Annotated in this window: 14 protein-coding genes and 1 riboswitch; of the genes, 7 read left to right on the top strand and 7 right to left on the bottom strand. The window is 36.7% G+C overall.

Going from position 1 to position 17,916, the window contains the following annotated elements; translation table 11 throughout:
* Positions 1–98: 98 nt before the first annotated feature.
* The gene (locus ACXVYO_RS17285) at positions 99–1,301 is read left to right on the top strand and encodes an MFS transporter (protein WP_061677864.1); all 1,203 of its coding nucleotides are present in this window, start codon (positions 99–101) and stop codon (positions 1,299–1,301) included.
* Positions 1,302–1,454: 153 nt separating this feature from the next.
* Here the strand turns inward: ACXVYO_RS17285 and ACXVYO_RS17280 are convergent, their stop codons facing one another.
* Positions 1,455–1,793: a winged helix-turn-helix transcriptional regulator gene (locus ACXVYO_RS17280; RefSeq protein ID WP_458467975.1), complete on the bottom strand. Its 339-nt coding sequence runs from the start codon at positions 1,791–1,793 to the stop codon at positions 1,455–1,457.
* A gap of 169 nt (positions 1,794–1,962) precedes the next feature.
* On the opposite strand from ACXVYO_RS17280, the gene ACXVYO_RS17275 reads away from it, so the two are divergent.
* Together ACXVYO_RS17275 and ACXVYO_RS17270 are read left to right on the top strand one after the other, a co-directional pair.
* Positions 1,963–2,502 (top strand): ester cyclase, encoded by a 540-nt coding sequence (locus tag ACXVYO_RS17275; protein ID WP_458467974.1) that lies wholly within the window; start codon positions 1,963–1,965, stop codon positions 2,500–2,502.
* Between the two features lie 23 nt (positions 2,503–2,525).
* Positions 2,526–3,074, top strand: coding sequence for an NAD(P)H-dependent oxidoreductase (locus ACXVYO_RS17270; protein ID WP_458467973.1), 549 nt, complete (start codon positions 2,526–2,528; stop codon positions 3,072–3,074).
* 18 nt (positions 3,075–3,092) lie between these two features.
* Here ACXVYO_RS17270 and ACXVYO_RS17265 read toward each other — a convergent pair whose 3' ends face one another.
* Positions 3,093–4,853 carry an SgrR family transcriptional regulator gene (locus ACXVYO_RS17265; RefSeq protein ID WP_458467972.1) on the bottom strand — a complete coding sequence of 587 codons (1,761 nt, stop codon included), beginning with the start codon at positions 4,851–4,853 and terminating at the stop codon, positions 3,093–3,095.
* A gap of 84 nt (positions 4,854–4,937) precedes the next feature.
* On the opposite strand from ACXVYO_RS17265, the gene ACXVYO_RS17260 reads away from it, so the two are divergent.
* Positions 4,938–6,200: an MDR family MFS transporter gene (locus ACXVYO_RS17260; RefSeq protein WP_458467971.1), complete on the top strand. Its 1,263-nt coding sequence runs from the start codon at positions 4,938–4,940 to the stop codon at positions 6,198–6,200.
* A 44-nt stretch (positions 6,201–6,244) separates the two neighbouring features.
* Here ACXVYO_RS17260 and ACXVYO_RS17255 read toward each other — a convergent pair whose 3' ends face one another.
* The 4 genes from ACXVYO_RS17255 to ACXVYO_RS17240 form a co-directional block, all read right to left on the bottom strand.
* Positions 6,245–6,448, bottom strand: coding sequence for a hypothetical protein (locus ACXVYO_RS17255; protein WP_458467970.1), 204 nt, complete (start codon positions 6,446–6,448; stop codon positions 6,245–6,247).
* A 240-nt stretch (positions 6,449–6,688) separates the two neighbouring features.
* The gene (locus ACXVYO_RS17250) at positions 6,689–7,204 is read right to left on the bottom strand and encodes a type 1 glutamine amidotransferase domain-containing protein (protein ID WP_458467969.1); all 516 of its coding nucleotides are present in this window, start codon (positions 7,202–7,204) and stop codon (positions 6,689–6,691) included.
* Positions 7,205–7,485: 281 nt separating this feature from the next.
* Positions 7,486–8,685, bottom strand: coding sequence for an ABC transporter permease (locus ACXVYO_RS17245; RefSeq protein WP_458467968.1), 1,200 nt, complete (start codon positions 8,683–8,685; stop codon positions 7,486–7,488).
* Between the two features lie 60 nt (positions 8,686–8,745).
* Entirely contained in the window at positions 8,746–10,170 is a 1,425-nt protein-coding gene (locus ACXVYO_RS17240; RefSeq protein WP_458467967.1) for an amino acid permease, read from the bottom strand.
* Positions 10,171–10,316: 146 nt separating this feature from the next.
* Positions 10,317–10,504: riboswitch (Lysine riboswitch) on the bottom strand.
* 420 nt (positions 10,505–10,924) lie between these two features.
* Between ACXVYO_RS17240 and ACXVYO_RS17235 the strand changes: the two genes are divergently transcribed.
* Positions 10,925–12,016: a DUF3626 domain-containing protein gene (locus tag ACXVYO_RS17235; RefSeq protein ID WP_458467966.1), complete on the top strand. Its 1,092-nt coding sequence runs from the start codon at positions 10,925–10,927 to the stop codon at positions 12,014–12,016.
* Positions 12,017–12,090: 74 nt separating this feature from the next.
* Here ACXVYO_RS17235 and gapN read toward each other — a convergent pair whose 3' ends face one another.
* A complete protein-coding gene (gapN, locus tag ACXVYO_RS17230) occupies positions 12,091–13,530 on the bottom strand; it encodes an NADP-dependent glyceraldehyde-3-phosphate dehydrogenase (protein WP_458467965.1) in 1,440 nt (479 codons plus the stop codon).
* Positions 13,531–14,115: 585 nt separating this feature from the next.
* Here gapN and ACXVYO_RS17225 point away from each other — a divergent pair.
* Both ACXVYO_RS17225 and ACXVYO_RS17220 read left to right on the top strand, forming a co-directional pair.
* Positions 14,116–15,876 (top strand): ABC transporter ATP-binding protein, encoded by a 1,761-nt coding sequence (locus ACXVYO_RS17225; protein ID WP_458467964.1) that lies wholly within the window; start codon positions 14,116–14,118, stop codon positions 15,874–15,876.
* On the top strand, positions 15,873–17,873 hold the full coding sequence (locus ACXVYO_RS17220) for an ABC transporter ATP-binding protein (protein ID WP_458467963.1): 2,001 nt from the start codon (positions 15,873–15,875) through the stop codon (positions 17,871–17,873). The genes ACXVYO_RS17225 and ACXVYO_RS17220 overlap by 4 nt, the downstream gene beginning before the upstream one ends.
* Positions 17,874–17,916: the final 43 nt, after the last annotated feature.

Genomic DNA, 17,916 nt, shown 5'->3' with positions numbered 1-17,916 from the left:
AGGCATCTCTATTCATGATTAGCCCACAAATAGCAGGATAAAGAAAAAGGTTCTTGGGCATTATTTTTTGAGGAACTTACGGGAAGAGGTGTTAAAAAGTGAAGAAACCGATAAAAGAACAAAAGATGGTATTGGTCATTCTTTTGAGTAATATATTTATCGCTTTTTTAGGGATTGGATTAATCATTCCGGTTATGCCGTCCTTTATGAATGACATGAGTTTAACAGGGAAGACGATGGGATATCTCGTTGCAGTGTTTGCAATGGCTCAGCTTATTACGTCTCCTATTACAGGCCGGTGGGTTGATCTTTACGGCAGGAAGAAAATGATCATCATTGGATTATTTATTTTTGGTGTTTCAGAACTTCTTTTTGGATTAGGAAAAGATGTGTGGATGCTTTATGTAGCACGGGTGTTAGGCGGAATTAGTGCTGCGTTTATTATGCCTGGTGTTACGGCATATGTTGCGGATATTACCTCTATGCAAGAACGTCCAAAGGCGATGGGATATTTATCTGCGGCAATTAGTACTGGATTTATTATAGGGCCAGGAATTGGCGGATTTATTGCAGAATACGGTATACGTGTGCCGTTTTTCGTTGCAGCAGCAATTGCCTTTATAGCATGTGTAATTTCGATCTTTATTTTGAAAGAGCCGTTAACGAAGGAAGAGCTTGCAGAGATTTCTGCTAATACGAAAGAATCAAGTTTTATTGGTGATTTAAAGAAATCATTACATCCAATGTATGCAATTGCATTTATTATCGTATTTGTACTCGCATTCGGATTATCAGCGTATGAAACTGTGTTTAGTCTGTTTTCTGATCATAAGTTTGGATTTACGCCGAAAGATATTGCGGCAATTATTACGATTAGCTCCATCTTTGGGGTAGTTGTGCAAGTATTTATGTTTGGCAAATTGGTCGACATGTTCGGTGAAAAAGTGTTAATTCAAATATGTTTAATTGTAGGTGCAGTATTAGCGTTTGTTTCAACTGTAGTCTTTAATTATTGGATTGTACTTCTTGTTACTTGCTTTATTTTCTTAGCATTTGATTTACTTCGTCCAGCTTTAACGACGTTTTTATCAAAAGCAGCCGGGAAAGAGCAAGGATTCGTTGCTGGTATGAACTCGACTTATACGAGTTTAGGAAATATCGCAGGACCAGCGATGGGCGGAATATTATTTGATATGAATATTCATTATCCATATGCATTTTCAGGAGTTGTTTTAATAGTTGGTCTCGGTATCACGTTTATGTGGAGAGAGAAACAGCTAGCTGAAAGTTTTGCGAAGTAATAAAACCCCTTACGACGGTAAGGGGTTTTTGTTTTATCCCGCTTTAATGGGCAGTAAGACCCTCACCTCAAAATTCAGTGAAAGCAAAGAAGTTAGGTGGGGATCGGGCTGCCCATTAAAGTCCGATTGGTGAGGGCTGATTAAAGTTTCACTTTATAAACTTAATCCAAACCGTTTTAATTCAATGAAAATTCCCTCTAATTGCTTTCCTTTATCCGTTAATGTGTACTCTACACGAGGCGGAACTTCTGGATATACTCTTCTCGTTATAATCCCTTGAGACTCTAGTTCTTTTAGTCGAAGCGATAATGTTTTCGGACTAATCCCGTCCATTGATTTTTGTAAATCACTAAAGCGCAATGTTCCTTCGATAAGAAGGTCACGAATGATTAAAAACGTCCATTTTGTACGAATTACATCAAGCGTTTTAGCGATAGGACAAGGTATGCCAGGTAAACCTTTCGTTAATTCAACTGGATCTATATTGTTCATGGAACTAGCCTCCATAAAATTTTTTTGAATGAATTTGCTTTATAGTATCACAAAACTATACTTTTGGTAACTATATGAAAAAAATATCACTACTTCCATCAAGGAAGTTAATGCATATACAATAGCAATACGAAATACAAAGGGATTAGATGAAGGGGAGGTGATTTTCATGGGGATAAAAAAGTTGGTTGGATTCCTTAGTTTGTTTATTGTTTGCATTGTACTTGTAGCATGCGGCGTGGAAGAAAAAACGGAAGTCCAGTTATTAAAAGAAATGCCAAAGCCAAAAGTAATGACAATTGATCCCTCACTAAGTAAAAAGGAAGCGACCGAAATGGTTCATGCAGCGCAGCGTTTTTATGCATTTTGGGATACAGGTAAGGAGGAGCTTATTCCGCAGACTGTTACTGAAAAATTTTTCGATAATACATTGCCGAAAGGGCGACCACAAGGAACGGAAGGATTAAAGCTTGCGGCACAAAATTTTCATAAAGTCGTTCCTAACATACATTGCGAGATTGAAGATTTATTAGTCGTTGATGATAAAGTAACAGCTCGTCTTTCTTTTACAGGAACGCATAATGATAAGAAAATCAATTTTTTTGCTATTGATATTTTACATGTGAAAGACGGAAAGATAACGGAAGACTGGCATTTAGAAGATAATCTTACGCTGAAACAGCAACTTGGGTTAATAGCTGAAGAGTAAATTATATAAGGGAGAGAAAAGCAATGAAAAATATATTCATTATAAATGGACATGAAAAATACGGTACGAAAGAAGGACGTTTAAATAGAACGTTAGTTGATTATATGGTAACGGTATTAAGCGAGAATCATTATGTAAAAACGACAACGATTCAAGATGGTTACAATATGAAAGAAGAACAAGATAAGTTTTTATGGGCTGATGTTGTAATTTATCAAACGCCGATTTATTGGTTTAGTGTACCTGGATTATTTAAAACATATATGGATGAAGTATATGCATACGGTTTGTTCTTTAAAGGTGCTGATGAATATGGAACAGGTGGTTTATTAAAAGAGAAAGAGTATATGTTTTCTACAACTTGGAACGCACCGGAGAAAGCATTTGGAGATAAGACGAAGTTCTTTGAAGGGGAAAGTTTAGAGTCAGCGCTTAGCCACTTATATCGCGTACAGAAGTTTCTTGGTATGAGTCCGTTAAAGAGTTTTGCTTGTTATGATGTGGTGAAGAATCCTACAATTGATACGTATTTAGAGAACTTGAAGAATCATTTAGAAGAAGTCATTCAATGATTAAAGCCATCCCCGTATTTAATGCGGGGATGGCTGTATCCATAACTTCGCAAAATTTGCCCAGCCGAATGAATCAATTGTTACGTTCTTTAAAGAAGAGGGATATGTTTTTCTTTTTAAAATGTGATAGTTAAATAAAATGATGTGCTCTGCTTGTAAAAATTCTTCGATTTCATACATGAGCTCATAGCGCTTCTCTTTATTTTCTTCTAATAAAAAGGTATCAAGTAAACAGTTAATTTGGTTTTCATAGTGCGGGTCCATGAACCGATTTACGAAGCAACTTTTATTTTTAAACACATTTAAGAATGCGAGTTCATGATTGGCAGCAAATACTTCTCCCATGAAAATAATATCGGCGTGCTTATCGATAGAATGATCCATATAATCTGAAACGAGAAATGGGTGAAGTTCTACGTGTATTCCTAATTGTCCGCAACGTTCTTTTAGGAAATCTGCGTCATTTGCACTGTCTTTAAATGCGAAGAAGTAAATATGTATCGTTTCGCCATTATAGGTGCTCTTTTTTAAATACTCCTTCGCTTTTTCTAAAGAGTAGGACCTTTTAGTAGCTTGGCGGCTTCTTTCAGGGAAAAAGCTTGATGCAGCAATTGTTCGTCTACCATCTATGCTACGAAGTATCGTTTCAACGTCATATAGTTCTCTCCAAGCTTTTCGAAAGTACATGTCGTGATGAGGACCAGGTTTTTTAAAGTTGAAGCTAGCATAAATACAACCTATTTCTTCTATTTGTATATCATGCCTTTCATTTTCCTCTTCATTTGGTAGTTCATAATCAGCATCTATTTGCACATGATCGGGAATACCCCAAAATTCAATACGGTCTAATAACGCGCGCTCTTTAAAATAATGGGTGAACGCTTCGAGTACGATATTATCTTCAGAGTAATGAGCAAGTTTGAAAGGGCCAGTACCTATATAATGATGATTTTGAATACTAGCATCACGCGGCAAAATTGCTAGTTGCATGGAACTTACATAGTGTAAAAAAAATAAGTTGGGTTTTGCTAAATGGAATCGAATTTGCAGTGGTGATGGTGTTTCAATTTGAACAATTTCTTCTATTAACCATTCGAAAGGAGAGTGAACTTGCCTTAATCGTTCAAATGAAAATTGTACATCTGTAGAAGTTAAAACTGTTTCGTTATGAAAATATATATCCTTTCGTAAATAAAAGGTCCACGTAAGCCCGTCTGCACTTAATTCCCACGTATGCGCAATGTGTGGCTCCATTTTCTCAGTAACATCGTTATAAACGACTAACGTGTCAAAAATTTGACTCGTAAGATGGCTCTCTGTAGTTACAGCGACAAAAGCCGGATCTAATGGGAAGATTTTTCTCGATATAGGAATCTTTAATATGTCATACATATCATTTGAAGGTTCATATCCAAAATGATGATGTAGTTTATTCTCTATCTTTTTTTGAAGTGCAAGGGGGAGCGGTTCTTTTAAAAGAAGAAAAACATCCTTTAATTTTTCTTGTGCTAACAGTTCATCTGTATAGCATTCAATCGCTTCTACGAAATTATGTATAAATAGGATTTCTGTTTTATTCCCGCGGCCACGCCCTGGAGTCCAACGAATTAATTGTTCCTCACTCATTTTCTTTAATAAAATCTTTACGTTTTTCGTACTGCAATATAAAACATCCGCTAATTCTTGTAAGCTATTTCGCATATGTTGTTGATCCTGTGCATGTAGTCTTAGTCTAATGTAATAGTCCATAATTTTCATATATACACTTCCTTCTATCATAAAAGGGGAAACTCTTTAGAATATTCTAACCTTTTCCTTCCTTTTTTTCAAAGTAAAATAAGTAAGCATAAGGAGGGGAAAACAATGGGTTTTTGGAGTATGCATCGAAATATCAAGATTAGAATTATAACTTCGTTTTTAACACGTACTGTGTCCACGATGATTTTTCCATTTATGGCGATTTATTTTTCAATAAAATTAGGTAGTACGATTGCTGGTGCGTTACTACTCATTAATGTCATAGCTTCATTAGTAATTGGTTTATATGGTGGATATGTTGGGGATCGGCTTGGTCGTAAAAAGGTGATGATTATCGGTCAAAGTATACAAGTCATTTCCATTGCTTGTATGGGGATTGCCAATTCAAATTATGTAGATTCACCGTGGCTAACATTTGTATTTATGTTAGTGAATAGTTTAGGATCTGGACTTATGAACCCTGCGACAGAGGCGATGTTAATCGACGTGAGTACACCGGAAAATCGAAAAATGATGTACAGTATTAACTACTGGGCGATTAATTTATCAATTGCAATTGGAGCGATATTTGGAGGATTACTATTTGAAAACTATAGATTGCAATTGTTTATTGGATTAACAGTGATTGCAGTTATTACTTTATATGTGATGGCTGTATATATGGAAGAAGTGTATGTAGTACGGAAAACGGCGGAGAAGAAAAATGTATTAAAAGATATGGTGGATAGTTATAAAGTCGTAATGAAAGATAGAGCGTTTTTAATTTTTTGTGCAGCAAGTATATGTACATTATCTTTAGAGTTTCAGGTTAATAATTATTTAGGAGTACGTTTGCAGCAGGAATTTGAAACGGTGCACTTTTTCTTTGGGAATGGTGTTACGTTTGATTTAACAGGTATTCGAATGATGAGCTGGATTTCAGCAGAGAATACCATTTTAGTTGTGTTATGTTCGGCACTCCTGATTAAAATGCTGAAAAGCTTCAACGATTTGAAAATCTTATATGTAGGTTTATTCATTTATACAATTGGATTTACAATACTTGGAACGAGCAATAGCTTATGGATCTTATTAATTGCAGGGCTTTTCCAAACGGTAGGTGAGATGATGTATGTGCCAGTACGTCAATCTATTATGGCAGATATGGTGCCAAATGAGGCAAGAGGTTCATACATGGCGATTAACGGAATGGTCTTTCAAGTGGCAAAAATGAACGGGGCATTAGGTGTTATGCTAGGCTCGTTTCTTGCATCTTGGGGCATGAGTGCTCTGTACTTTATCGTTGGTATGAGTAGTATTTTATTATTTATGAAGGCGATAGGGAAAGAGAAGTATGAAGATGAAAGGGAAGTTTCTCAGATTGGATAAAACTATATGAAAAGCGATGATAGAAATCGCTTTTCATATGGCTTTTAAAACGGATCAACTTCAGCTAAATCAGGATTGCTATTTGGGTTTGTTAATAAGACTTTCAGCTCACCTACTTCAGAGAGCGCAACGAGGATATAACCACTAATAAGGACGACGAGTCCGATGACCCTTAATGTTTGCAGTGTAATGTCACGGCTATTGTTTTCGGAGTTGTCTTGGGGCGTTGAAAGTGGATTGTTATTCATGATTAAGGCTCCCATCTTTTTTTATTTATATATGTGTAAAATCATTATTTAACTTATGGATAGGAATCGTATAGTCATTTTCACTATATGAGAAATGCCTATGAAAAGTGATTAGAAATTTTGGGGCAAGAAAAGAGGGTGTCTCAAAAGATTATTGAAAATGAGATTCTTTTTGTTTTTTATACAAATCAAAAGGTTAACCAAAGTAGCTAAACAGCTATTTTGGCTAACCTCTAATAACTATCCTAATATACGCAATGATTCTTCAATAAACGCTGGGATATCCTCGGGTTGTCTACTTGTTACTAGCTGATTTTGGCATACGACAACCTCTTTGTCATGAAAATGTCCACCAGCATTTTTCAAGTCGACCGTAATGGATTTATATCCAGTCACATCGCGTCCTTCAAGTGTTTGTGCAGTGATGAGTAATTGGGGGCCGTGACAAATAGCAAAAACAGGTTTTTTCGCATCCATAAATGCTTTGCTAAAGCGAACAAAACGTTCATCTGCACGAAGTATATCTGGGGAAAATCCGCCTGGTATGAAGAGGGCATCAAAGTTCTCTGGAGAAACATCATCAATATTTTTATCAATTACGACTTCACTTTTTCCTTGTTTACCGTGTACCGTTTTACCTTTTTCCATTTCAATAGTTGTTAATTCATATCCCTTTTCATTAAAAGCTTCTACTGGCTCTGTGTATTCTGTGTCCTCGAAATAATCCGTTATTAAAATAGCAATTTTTTTACTCATTCTAATCCGCTCCTTACATTATATTATCGGTTTCAGAATCATCCTTGAGCAATGTCTTTTATAAAGTGAAACTTTAATTCATATTTTTTCATTCCCTCCAGTTTCTTTGCCCTGTTAATTTAATACATACCCTTTTTATTAGGACGTAAACATGTATTATCGTTTTTGTATGTAAAATCATAAAATATAGGTTGTGCCGGTAATTCTTGTTTGAGGAAGAAAAATAAAAAAGCCAAGGAGATAATTTGTTTTCTCCTTGGCTTTTAAGATGATTTTTTTCGTTAAAATGCGGAAACGCGTTGCTTCGTTTTTGGTACAATAATAAATTTGATCCAGAGTAACCCGACAATCATAATGATAAGGCTATGTAAAAATTGACCTGTAGCAATGAGTATAACAATTGAAAATACAATGAGTTGAATGCTTAGCAATATCAAGATTAAGCGAAGAAATTGATTCATTCGTTTTTCAGTATCAAATGGATATAATGCTACAATAATATTTCCCGAAAAATATTTCCACAGGGAACGGAGCTGCATAGAAATCATATATAGGATGATATATGCGATAGCGCCTTTTGCGTATATGTTTGGTATAAAATATAAGGCGAAGGCACCGATTAAGCCTAAGCGAATATATATACCGAAATAATCATTCCCGCGTAAAAATGCGAGTGTATGTAAATAGAAAAAAGTTGCTCGTTTTTTATGTAATAAAGGTTCAATCCAATTTGTAAGCCATTTTCTTTTATTTACTTGCTTATTCAGTTGCGGAACATCGGTGAAAATGCTCGCAAATTGATAAAAACGAACGTTCATTTTTTCTTCTTGTTCGATTATGTAATCCCACGGTATTCGTTTTGTAGGCTGTTTTTTCGTATATAGAAGCAGGAAAGCAAGTAGTAAGAGCAATCCGCCTAATATGAGAACATATGCCGAGTAAAACAGCATGTAAATGATTAGGGCGTTACAAGCAATACGAATAATGAACCATATGTTTTTTTCATGGCTATCACGCCACATCCAATGTATGTATATATTCCAAGCTTTCGTAATCATTAAAACGATAAAGATTGTACATAAGAAAGGGACTGTTACTTGTAATGATTGCATTGCAAGTGGAACGAGAATAAGGAACGTAAATAATAATGGAAAAAGCTGAATGATGTAATTATATAGAAGAGACTTTTTAAAATAAGATGTTAGTTTCTCTTCTAATGCAAGCAAATAGACAGCATCAGGTTTTTGAATAAATGTACGGATCGGGCATCTCGTTATAATAAATGTAAGTACAATCGTGATGAGTAGTAAAGCTATTCCTTTAGAAGGAGATGCTTTTAGAAACTGAGCATAGTAGTATGCACCAACGCATGAAATAAAGATAAAGCTATATAGTAAACCGTTAATCATACGTGCAAAGTATGTAATGATATTTTGCATATGTTGTTGGAAGCGACTGCTCCATAGTGATTCGATTGACATGTTTTTCACCTCTTTGTTCTATTATATATGTTTTATAAAAGAAAAAACGAGCAAATTGCGTTATGCAACTTGCTCGTTTTTCTTTTCGTTATTTTTTTTCTGATCACGATTCATTAATGGATAGAAGGCAAAGCCGATTACGAATAAACCAATTCCGAGAAGGAACGTTTTTATATCGGATGCACCGGTTTTAATAACCCATAGTGCGTAGCAAAGTGCGATCACTGCGACTATACCATCTGTAATTCTTGCCCGCATTTCATTTTTATATGTTTCACCAGTTGCGACTAGTTTTAACTGGAAGATTGGTGAAACGAGATATGGAATGAGGTAGGCCAGTGTTGATACGGTAATAACGAATGTATAAGCTTCCGCAATAGTTCCTGATAATGTTGAGAATAAGAACACTTGCGACATAATGTTTGTTAATCGTAATGAGTAAATTGGGCTTCCTTTTTTGTTCGTTTTGGTGAAGAAGGAAGGGAAGAAACCTTCTTTTGCTGCTTGATACGGTACTTCTGAGCTTAATAAAATCCAGCCTAAGATGGAACCGAATAGGGAAGTAAGAGCAAGTAATGCCATCAGTTTCCCGCCGCCATGACCCATTGCAACATTTAATGCATCTGCTAATGGACGTTCAGAAGCTTGTAATGTATCAACGTGAAGTACACCCATTGTTAAAATGGTAATTCCTAAGTAAATCGCAACTGTAATAAGTAATCCTGCAACTGTTGCGCGTTTTACTGTTTTAGGAGAGGTAGCACGGTTTGATAAAAGTACTGCCGATTCGATTCCGATAAATGCCCAAAGCGTTGTAAGAGCAGCTAAGTTTACTTGTGAAAGAAGACCGTGTGATACACCTGATTTATCGATCATCGGTGTGTACCATTGTCCAAACTTAGAAGCTTCGAATGCAAATAACGTAACGACGATGAATAAAAGGAATCCAGTTACTTTCGTTGTTGTTGCTAAGAAGTTTAACTTTCCAGCTCCGCTTACACCGTTTGTTAATATAATATGAGTTCCCCAAAGTAAGATGGAACAAATCGTAAATGTAATTAGTTTTCCGACTTCTATGTTAAAAGAACCGATTGAAAATAGTAGTCGTGTATCTTTCATAATTGGGAAGAAGAGTGATAAATATCCCGCGAAAGATGTAATGATGGCAACGTTACTTGCCCAGTTTGCAACCCAATATCCCCACACCATACTGAAACCAGCCATTTTTTTCTTTTTTGGTGATGAGAATAAAGCATATGCATGACTTTGTGGTCCTGTCGTTAAATCAGGACGACGAATTGCTAAATTACCGAAAACAAGAGCTAGCATTAAAACACCAAACCCTGTTGTTAACCAAGCTAAAGTGACACCGAGAGGGCTTGCTGTTTGTGCCAACGTACTTGGCACCATGAAAATCCCAGCGCCAACCATGTTACCGACAACGAAAGCTGTTAGTACCCAAAAGCCCCATTTTTTTTGTTGCATAGAAAATACCTCCAAAGTTAGTATAACCAAGTCAAGCGAGGAGATATGTATGTCTTCTTAGTAGAGAAGAGAAGTCCCAAACAAAACAAAAAAAGCACGTAATTTGCCGCTACATGCTTTCTATCTTATAAGAAACCCACGACATACCTCTCGATAGCTCTCCACAAATGAAACGTTTCGTTTGTGACAGTTCTGCACTTATTAAATGCAGACCCAGCAAGCGTGCATGGTGGACACGGGCTTACTTCGGCAATCATTCCTTTCTCATTCCTTCATCAATGCCACTACATCTCCTGAAATGATACTCTTAATGACTGCAACCTCTACCTCACCGAGATACGAATGAGGATTAAAATATTAAATTAACGTATTTAAGAGTAACAAATGAATTTTTGTACGTCAATGGATATAGTAATAATCAGATTATAGAGAAGAGTTTGTTATTAAAAAGGGGCTAGGAAGGGCTGTAGCGTTTATTAGTTGTGCAGAGGAAATAGCGACAGAGTGAAGGTCAATTTTACCCCGCATTAATGGGCAGTAAGACCCTCACCTCAAAATTCAGCGGAGGCAAAGAAGTTAGGTGGGAATCAAGCCCCCCACTGATTAAAGTTCCACTTTACAGTACAAAGAATTTTGTCTGAAAATCTTAATCCGAAGTATTTATTTTTTTAACAGGCTTCGTTTCATAAGAAGGAAAGAACAAGCTTTTCATTGAAATGATTAAGGTCATTTCAATGAAAGGAGAGGTTTGGTTATGGAATTATCAAGATCTCAATTATTTGCTTTAGAGTACATTTCAAAATATGCAGAGAACGAAAAACATGAGGCTAAAGCAACAATTAACCATATATTGAAAATGTCTAATATTACTGATGAAATGTTTGAAGAAGCTGTCGTTCATTTAAAAGCAAATGCGAGGATTGCTTTACACTTTCATCCAGACAGATTAGATTCGAATATGCAAAATATTGCTGAAGCACTGTTTGAGCAAGGAATATATAAAAGTCAGTTTGAAACATTGCTATCTAATGGAAGTGTGTCTGCTTATCCGGGTGGTGAACGTGACCTTTGGGAACAGAGGATATTTGGAGGCGCATATCAATTGGAAGGCGTAACGAATAATGAACGTCCCAAATATGGGGCGCTAAATGTAATGCTACATCCAGATGGACCTGCCCCGCGCTTTGGATCATGTTATCTCCTCTTATCACCAAAAGTTTCTTATCGCTCTACATATACGTATTTAGATTCGCATCAAGATCCAAAAGAAAAGGGTACTTATGAAGAGTTTGATATGATTTTAGCTGCTCTTTTGGAAGAGACATTCGTAAGAGATTTTGCAATTGGTGAAGGGAATTTGACTCCAACAAGACTTATTCATCATTTACTGGCTAACTTGGAAAGGCCGTTTATAGATTTCGTAAACAAAGAGTCAGCTCGTAATCTTAATCATTATATTGAAGCACAGATTCATGGAGATATTTCTCTTAAAGAAGATGTGGAAGCACTTGTTGTAGATCCTTCATTTAAGGGTACGAATGTAGGTAGAACTTTAGAAGAAATTTGTCTGAAGTATTCTATTGATTTGTATTGGCACATGGGTTTTGTACTTACGGTGGATGAAGTTCCGATGGATTTTAGAGGTTCAAAAATGCCATCTTTGGCAAGACGCATTGCACGAAATAATTGTATCGATGCACATATAATTGGCTCTGCTGTAGTGGATTTGAAAAGGAATCCACTATCCTGGAGTGATCGTGGAACGTATGAAGAAGTGCTTCAGGAATTAAAATTATTATGGCATGTTTTAGTTCGATTTGGAAAACCAAATCAGAATTTGAAATAAATAAGCTATTATTTTTGGAAGGATGTATATAAAAAGAAGCTGATCCAAAATTAGATCAGCTTCTACATATAAGATTAAACTAAGTTTAATACAGTTACTTTTTCACGTGTCATAGACTCAAGGCTCTTGCGAATACCTTGTGCGCCCATACCTGAACCTTTTACACCGATGAATGGGAAGTGGTCAGGGCCGCGCTCTGTGCGTCCGTTAATTTGAACAGAACCAGTTTCGATTTTGTTAGCAATTGCAAATGCTTTGTTAATGTCTTTTGTGAAGACACTTGCTTGTAAGCCGAACTCTGATTTGTTAGCAATATCAATTGCTTGCTCATCTGAAGAAACACGGATGATTGGAAGGATTGGGCCGAATGGCTCTTCCCAAGCAACTTTCATTTCTTCTGTTACGTGGTCGATTAATGTTGGGTAAATTAAGTTACGCTCACGCTTGTTACCAATAACGATTGTTGCACCTTTTTCAACAGCGTCGTCAACTAAACCTTGAACGAAGTCAGCAGACTTGTCGTCGATTAATGGAACGATTGTGCTGTCTTGTTCTGGAGATCCAACTGATAGTTCAGCTACTTGCGCTTTTAATAAGCTAACAAGCTCGTCTGCTACGTTTTCGTGTACAAGTACACGTTTAATAGCTGTACAACGTTGACCAGAGTAAGAGAATGCACCGCTTACGATATGGTTTGCAGCATCTTGTAAGTCAGCATCTTCACGAACGATACCAGGGTCTTTACCACCAAGTTCTAATACAAGTGGAATCATTGCAGCTTTTTTCGCTAAATGTTTACCTGTGTTTGTACCACCTGTGAACGATACCATATTGATGCCTTCGTGTTCTACTAAGTAGTCACCAATTACAGAACCGCGTCCTGTCGCTACGTTTACAAGACCTTTTGGAAGGCCAGCTTTATGAAGTGCTTCCACCATTTTAATACCACTAATTGCACCTTGAGTTGCTGGTTTGAAAATAACAGCGTTACCCATAATTAATGCTGGTGCAAGTTTTGCGGCAGATAAGTTTACTGGGTAGTTAAATGGTGCGATTGCTAATACAACACCAAGTGGTGCGCGTTGGATGATTGCAAGTTTAGATTTCGTTCCGCCAGGGAAGCTATCGCCCATCATGCTTTCTCCGTGCATATGTAAAGCTTCTTCGATAGTATAACGAATGAAGTCAGCTGTACGAACAACTTCTTTCTTCGCATCTTTATATCCTTTACCGACTTCTTTCATAATGATATCGGCAATTTCATCTTGCATATTTACGAGCTCATCAGCCCATTTATATAAATATTTTGCGCGATCTTGTAGAGAAGCTTCCGCCCATGATTTTTGAGCTTCTTTTGCAGATGCAATTGCTTCATCTACTTCTCCGCGAGTAATTGCTTGTACTTGTCCAATTACTTCGTGTAAGTATGGAGATGGAATTTCAATTGTTTGTCCTGAAGAGCTTTCTCTCCATTCTCCATTTAAATAAAATTTGTACGTATTGCTAGTTGTCATGATTAGTCCTCCTAAAATAGCAACTTGTAAGAGTGAGTATAAGGTGATTGTAGGGGGTTTGATAACATTTTTCAAATGAAATGTTTGTGAAAACGATTTCTTATTCTTTTTTTATTTTGTATGCCCTTTCTTACAGAACATTTCCTTATTTCAAAATGATGTAGTGTATATTTTTATTCGGTGTGCAAAAAAACAATTGACAGAATACTCAATAAAGTTGTAAGATTATAAATGGAAAATAAATGAAGGGGGTGTGCGTAATGATTGTAATCGTAAATGTAATGGGCTTAGCTCTGTTAAATGGCAGAAGACATTCATATCATTACGCAACCCGTGCGGATATATAAGGCATCTTTGTCTTATAAAAAGCGTACGTTGCGTATATCGTAACGTACGCTTTTATGCATTTCTGTGCATATCGTCAAGCGGCGGTATGCTTTTTTTTGTTTTCCATATTACTATATAAAACTTTGGAAGGTGGAAAAATGTGATGAGATTGTATGGATTACGAAATGTAAATGTGATGGGTCTGGATAGTGGATAAAGAAATGAGAGGTAAACGAGCACGAGAAGGGAGAGGTTACATTGTTATCAGTATTACTAAAGTTAAAATGGTTTTTTAAAGAGCATTGGAAGAGATATAGTATCGCCATTGGAGCTCTTTTAATTGTAAATATAGTTGAAGTCATTCCCCCGAAAGTGTTAGGGGTTACGATTGATAACATAAAAACAGGAACGTTATCAAATGAAGCAATTATGCAATCTATTCTTATTTTAATAGGGGTTACAATCGTTGGATACGGTCTTACTTTTGTGTGGCAACATCAGTTGTTTGGAGGAGCATTCGTACTGGAGAAGACGATGCGCTCTAAATTTATGGGGCATTTACTTAAAATGACACCGACGTTTTATCAAAAAAATCGTACTGGTGATTTAATGGCGAGAGCGACAAATGATTTAAAAGCAATCGCTATGACGGCTGGTTTCGGTATATTAACGCTCGTGGATTCGAGTTTATATATGCTTACGATTGTCTTTATGATGGGATTTACAATTAGTTGGGAGCTTACATTTGCGGCACTTATCCCGCTTCCGATTATGGCGTATGCGATGAATATATATGGAAAGAAATTGCATGAAAGATTTACAGTTGCGCAAGATGCATTCGGTGATATGAACGATAAAGTATTAGAATCAATCGCTGGTGTGCGCGTTATTCGTGCATACGTACAAGAGAACGCAGATCAGGAAAGATTTCATCATTTAGGAGATGACGTCTACGAAAAAAATATGAAAGTAGCTAGAATCGATGCATTATTCCAGCCAACTGTGAAAATGCTTGTTGGTCTTAGTTATTTAATTGGTTTAGTGTATGGCGCGTATCTTGTATTTCAATCAAAGGTAACACTTGGTGAACTTGTTTCATTTAACGTGTATTTAGGGATGATGATTTGGCCGATGTTTGCAATTGGCGAATTAATTAATGTTATGCAACGAGGAAATGCATCATTAGACCGTGTGAATGAAACGTTAGCGTATGAACCAGATGTAAAGGACCCGAAAAATCCAAAGCTTGTACAAGAGCCGGATTATATTCAGTTTGATGACGTTACCTTTTCATATCCTTCATCAACTGAAACAAATTTAAAGAAGGTTTCGTTTACATTAAAACAAGGGGAAACGCTTGGGGTTGTCGGGAAAACAGGAAGCGGAAAAACGACGCTCGTACGTCAGCTTCTTCGTCAATATCCGCTTGGAGATGGGGATATTGCAGTCTCTGATGTGACGTTAAATAACATAACGAATGAAAATGTACTCGGGTGGATTGGGTATGTACCTCAGGAACATATTTTGTTCTCAAAAACAGCGAGGGAAAATATTTTATTCGGGAACCGAGAAGCGACGGAAGAAGAACTCGATAAAGCGATTGAAATTGCGGCGTTTACAAAGGATTTAGAGTTTTTACCAGAAGGGTTAGAAACGCTCGTTGGAGAGAAGGGTGTTTCTTTATCAGGAGGGCAAAAACAAAGGATTTCAATTGCGCGAGCTGTGATTCAAAATCCAGAAATTTTAATTTTGGACGATTCTTTATCAGCTGTTGATGCTCGTACGGAAGCAGCGATCATTGAAAATATAAGAACAGAAAGAAGCGGAAAGACGACGATTATTACGACGCACCGTTTATCTGCCGTACAACATGCGGATTGGATTCTCGTTATGGATGAAGGGCAAGTAATGGAAGAGGGTACGCATGATCAGCTTATTAAAAGCGGAGGCTGGTATGCTGAGCAGTTCGAAAGACAACAAGGAGAAAGTGAAAGTGCGGATAGTGGGGTGAAAATATGAGCGTTTCAAAACGATTGTTTCAATATGCGATGAAAGTGAAAGGGACAATTTTTGCAGCGATGCTAATGTTATTTATTTTCGTTATTGCAGAGCTTGCTGGCCCTTTCGTCGCAAAAACGATGATTGACGATCATATCGTTGGAATCGAGAAACCTTGGTATGAAACAGAAAAGAGTGAAGAGGCTGTTTCATATAATGGCGCCTTTTATAAGCGAAGCGATCGCTTTGAACAAGGTGAGAAAAAAGGAAAAGAAGTACGCGTGATGCAAGTCGGTTTTCAATATTACTTTGTGCCGAATAAAGTGAATGCTGAAGGGTCACGTACTGTAAAAGGTGATATGATTACCGTTCAAAATGGTAAGGCGGTGCAAGTGTATAAAGCGAAAGCATTAACAAAAGAAGAAGTGTTTGCGTTTTATAAACCAGAAATAAACCGTCTACTTCTACTTGGTGGTGGGTATTTCGCTTTATTAGTAGTCGTTTCATTATTTGCATACGGAAAGCAATTTTTCTTACAGAAGGCAGCGAACAAAATTATTCAAATTATGAGGGAAGATGTCTTTTCTCATATTCAAACGTTGCCGATTCGGTATTTCGATCATTTACCAGCAGGGAAAATTGTATCGCGTGTCACGAATGATACGGAAGCCATTCGGGATTTATACGTAACGGTGCTTGCAACATTCGTTTCTAGTATCATTTATATTATCGGGATATTCGCTGCGCTATTTTTACTCGACGTAAAATTGGCGACGTTATGTTTACTTATCATCCCGATTTTAATCGTTTGGGCAATTCTTTATAGAAAGTATGCGTCTGTATACAATCATAAAATGCGTTCACGTTTATCTGATATTAATGGAACAGTGAATGAATCCATTCAAGGGATGCCAATTATTCAAGCGTTCCGTCAAGAGCGTGAAACGAAAAAAGAGTTTGAAGAATTAAATGGCGATTATTTTAAGTATCAAAATAAAATTTTAAATTTAAATGCAGCAACTTCGCATAATTTAGTGTCTGTATTAAGAAATATTGCTTTCACGGGTGTGATTTGGTATTTCGGTGGTGCTTCATTAAGTGCTTCAGGTGTCATTTCTTTAGGGATACTGTATGCGTTCGTTGATTATTTAACACGATTGTTCTCACCGATTACAAATATGGTAAATCAGCTTGCTAACTTAGAACAATCGCGCGTTGCATCAGAACGTGTTTTTGAATTGTTAGAGGAAAAAGGGGAAGCGGTAGAAGAGGAACGTATGCCTCGCTTACAAGGAAATGTGAAGTTTGATAATGTGTCGTTTTCTTATAATGGAAAAGATGAAGTGTTAAAAAATATTTCTTTTGAAGCGAAACAAGGAGAGACAGTAGCGCTTGTTGGTCATACTGGATCAGGAAAAAGTTCCATTATGAATGTACTTTTCCAGTTTTATGAGTTTGAAAAAGGAAAGCTTACAATTGACGGTCACGATGTAAAAGAGATGCCGAAGCAAGCAACTCGTGAGCACATGGGAATCGTACTGCAAGATCCGTTTTTATTTAGCGGAACAGTAGCATCTAATGTTAGCTTAGAGAATGAAAAAATTTCAAAAGAGCGCATCGTAAAAGCATTACGTGATGTTGGTGCTGAACGATTTGCGAATAATATAAATGAAGAAATTACGGAGAAAGGAAGTACACTTTCAACCGGAGAACGTCAGCTTATATCGTTTGCTAGGGCACTTGCTTTTGATCCGGCCATTTTAATTTTAGATGAAGCGACATCTAGTATTGATACGGAGACAGAAGCGATGATTCAACAAGCGCTAGAAGTTGTGAAAAAAGGAAGAACGACATTTATTATTGCTCACCGACTTTCAACAATTAAAAGTGCAGATCAAATTATTGTGCTTGATAGAGGAACGATTTTAGAAAAAGGCTCTCATGATGAGCTAATGAAAAAGCGCGGGCGTTATTACGATATGTACAAAACGCAAATGGAAGGTAATCAGAGCGCTTAATAGGTATGGAGGAGAACTTGTGATTTTCACAAGTTCTTTTTTT

This window comes from Bacillus sp. BC08 (assembly GCF_054326875.1).
This window is presented reverse-complemented; position numbering and strand designations above follow the sequence as displayed.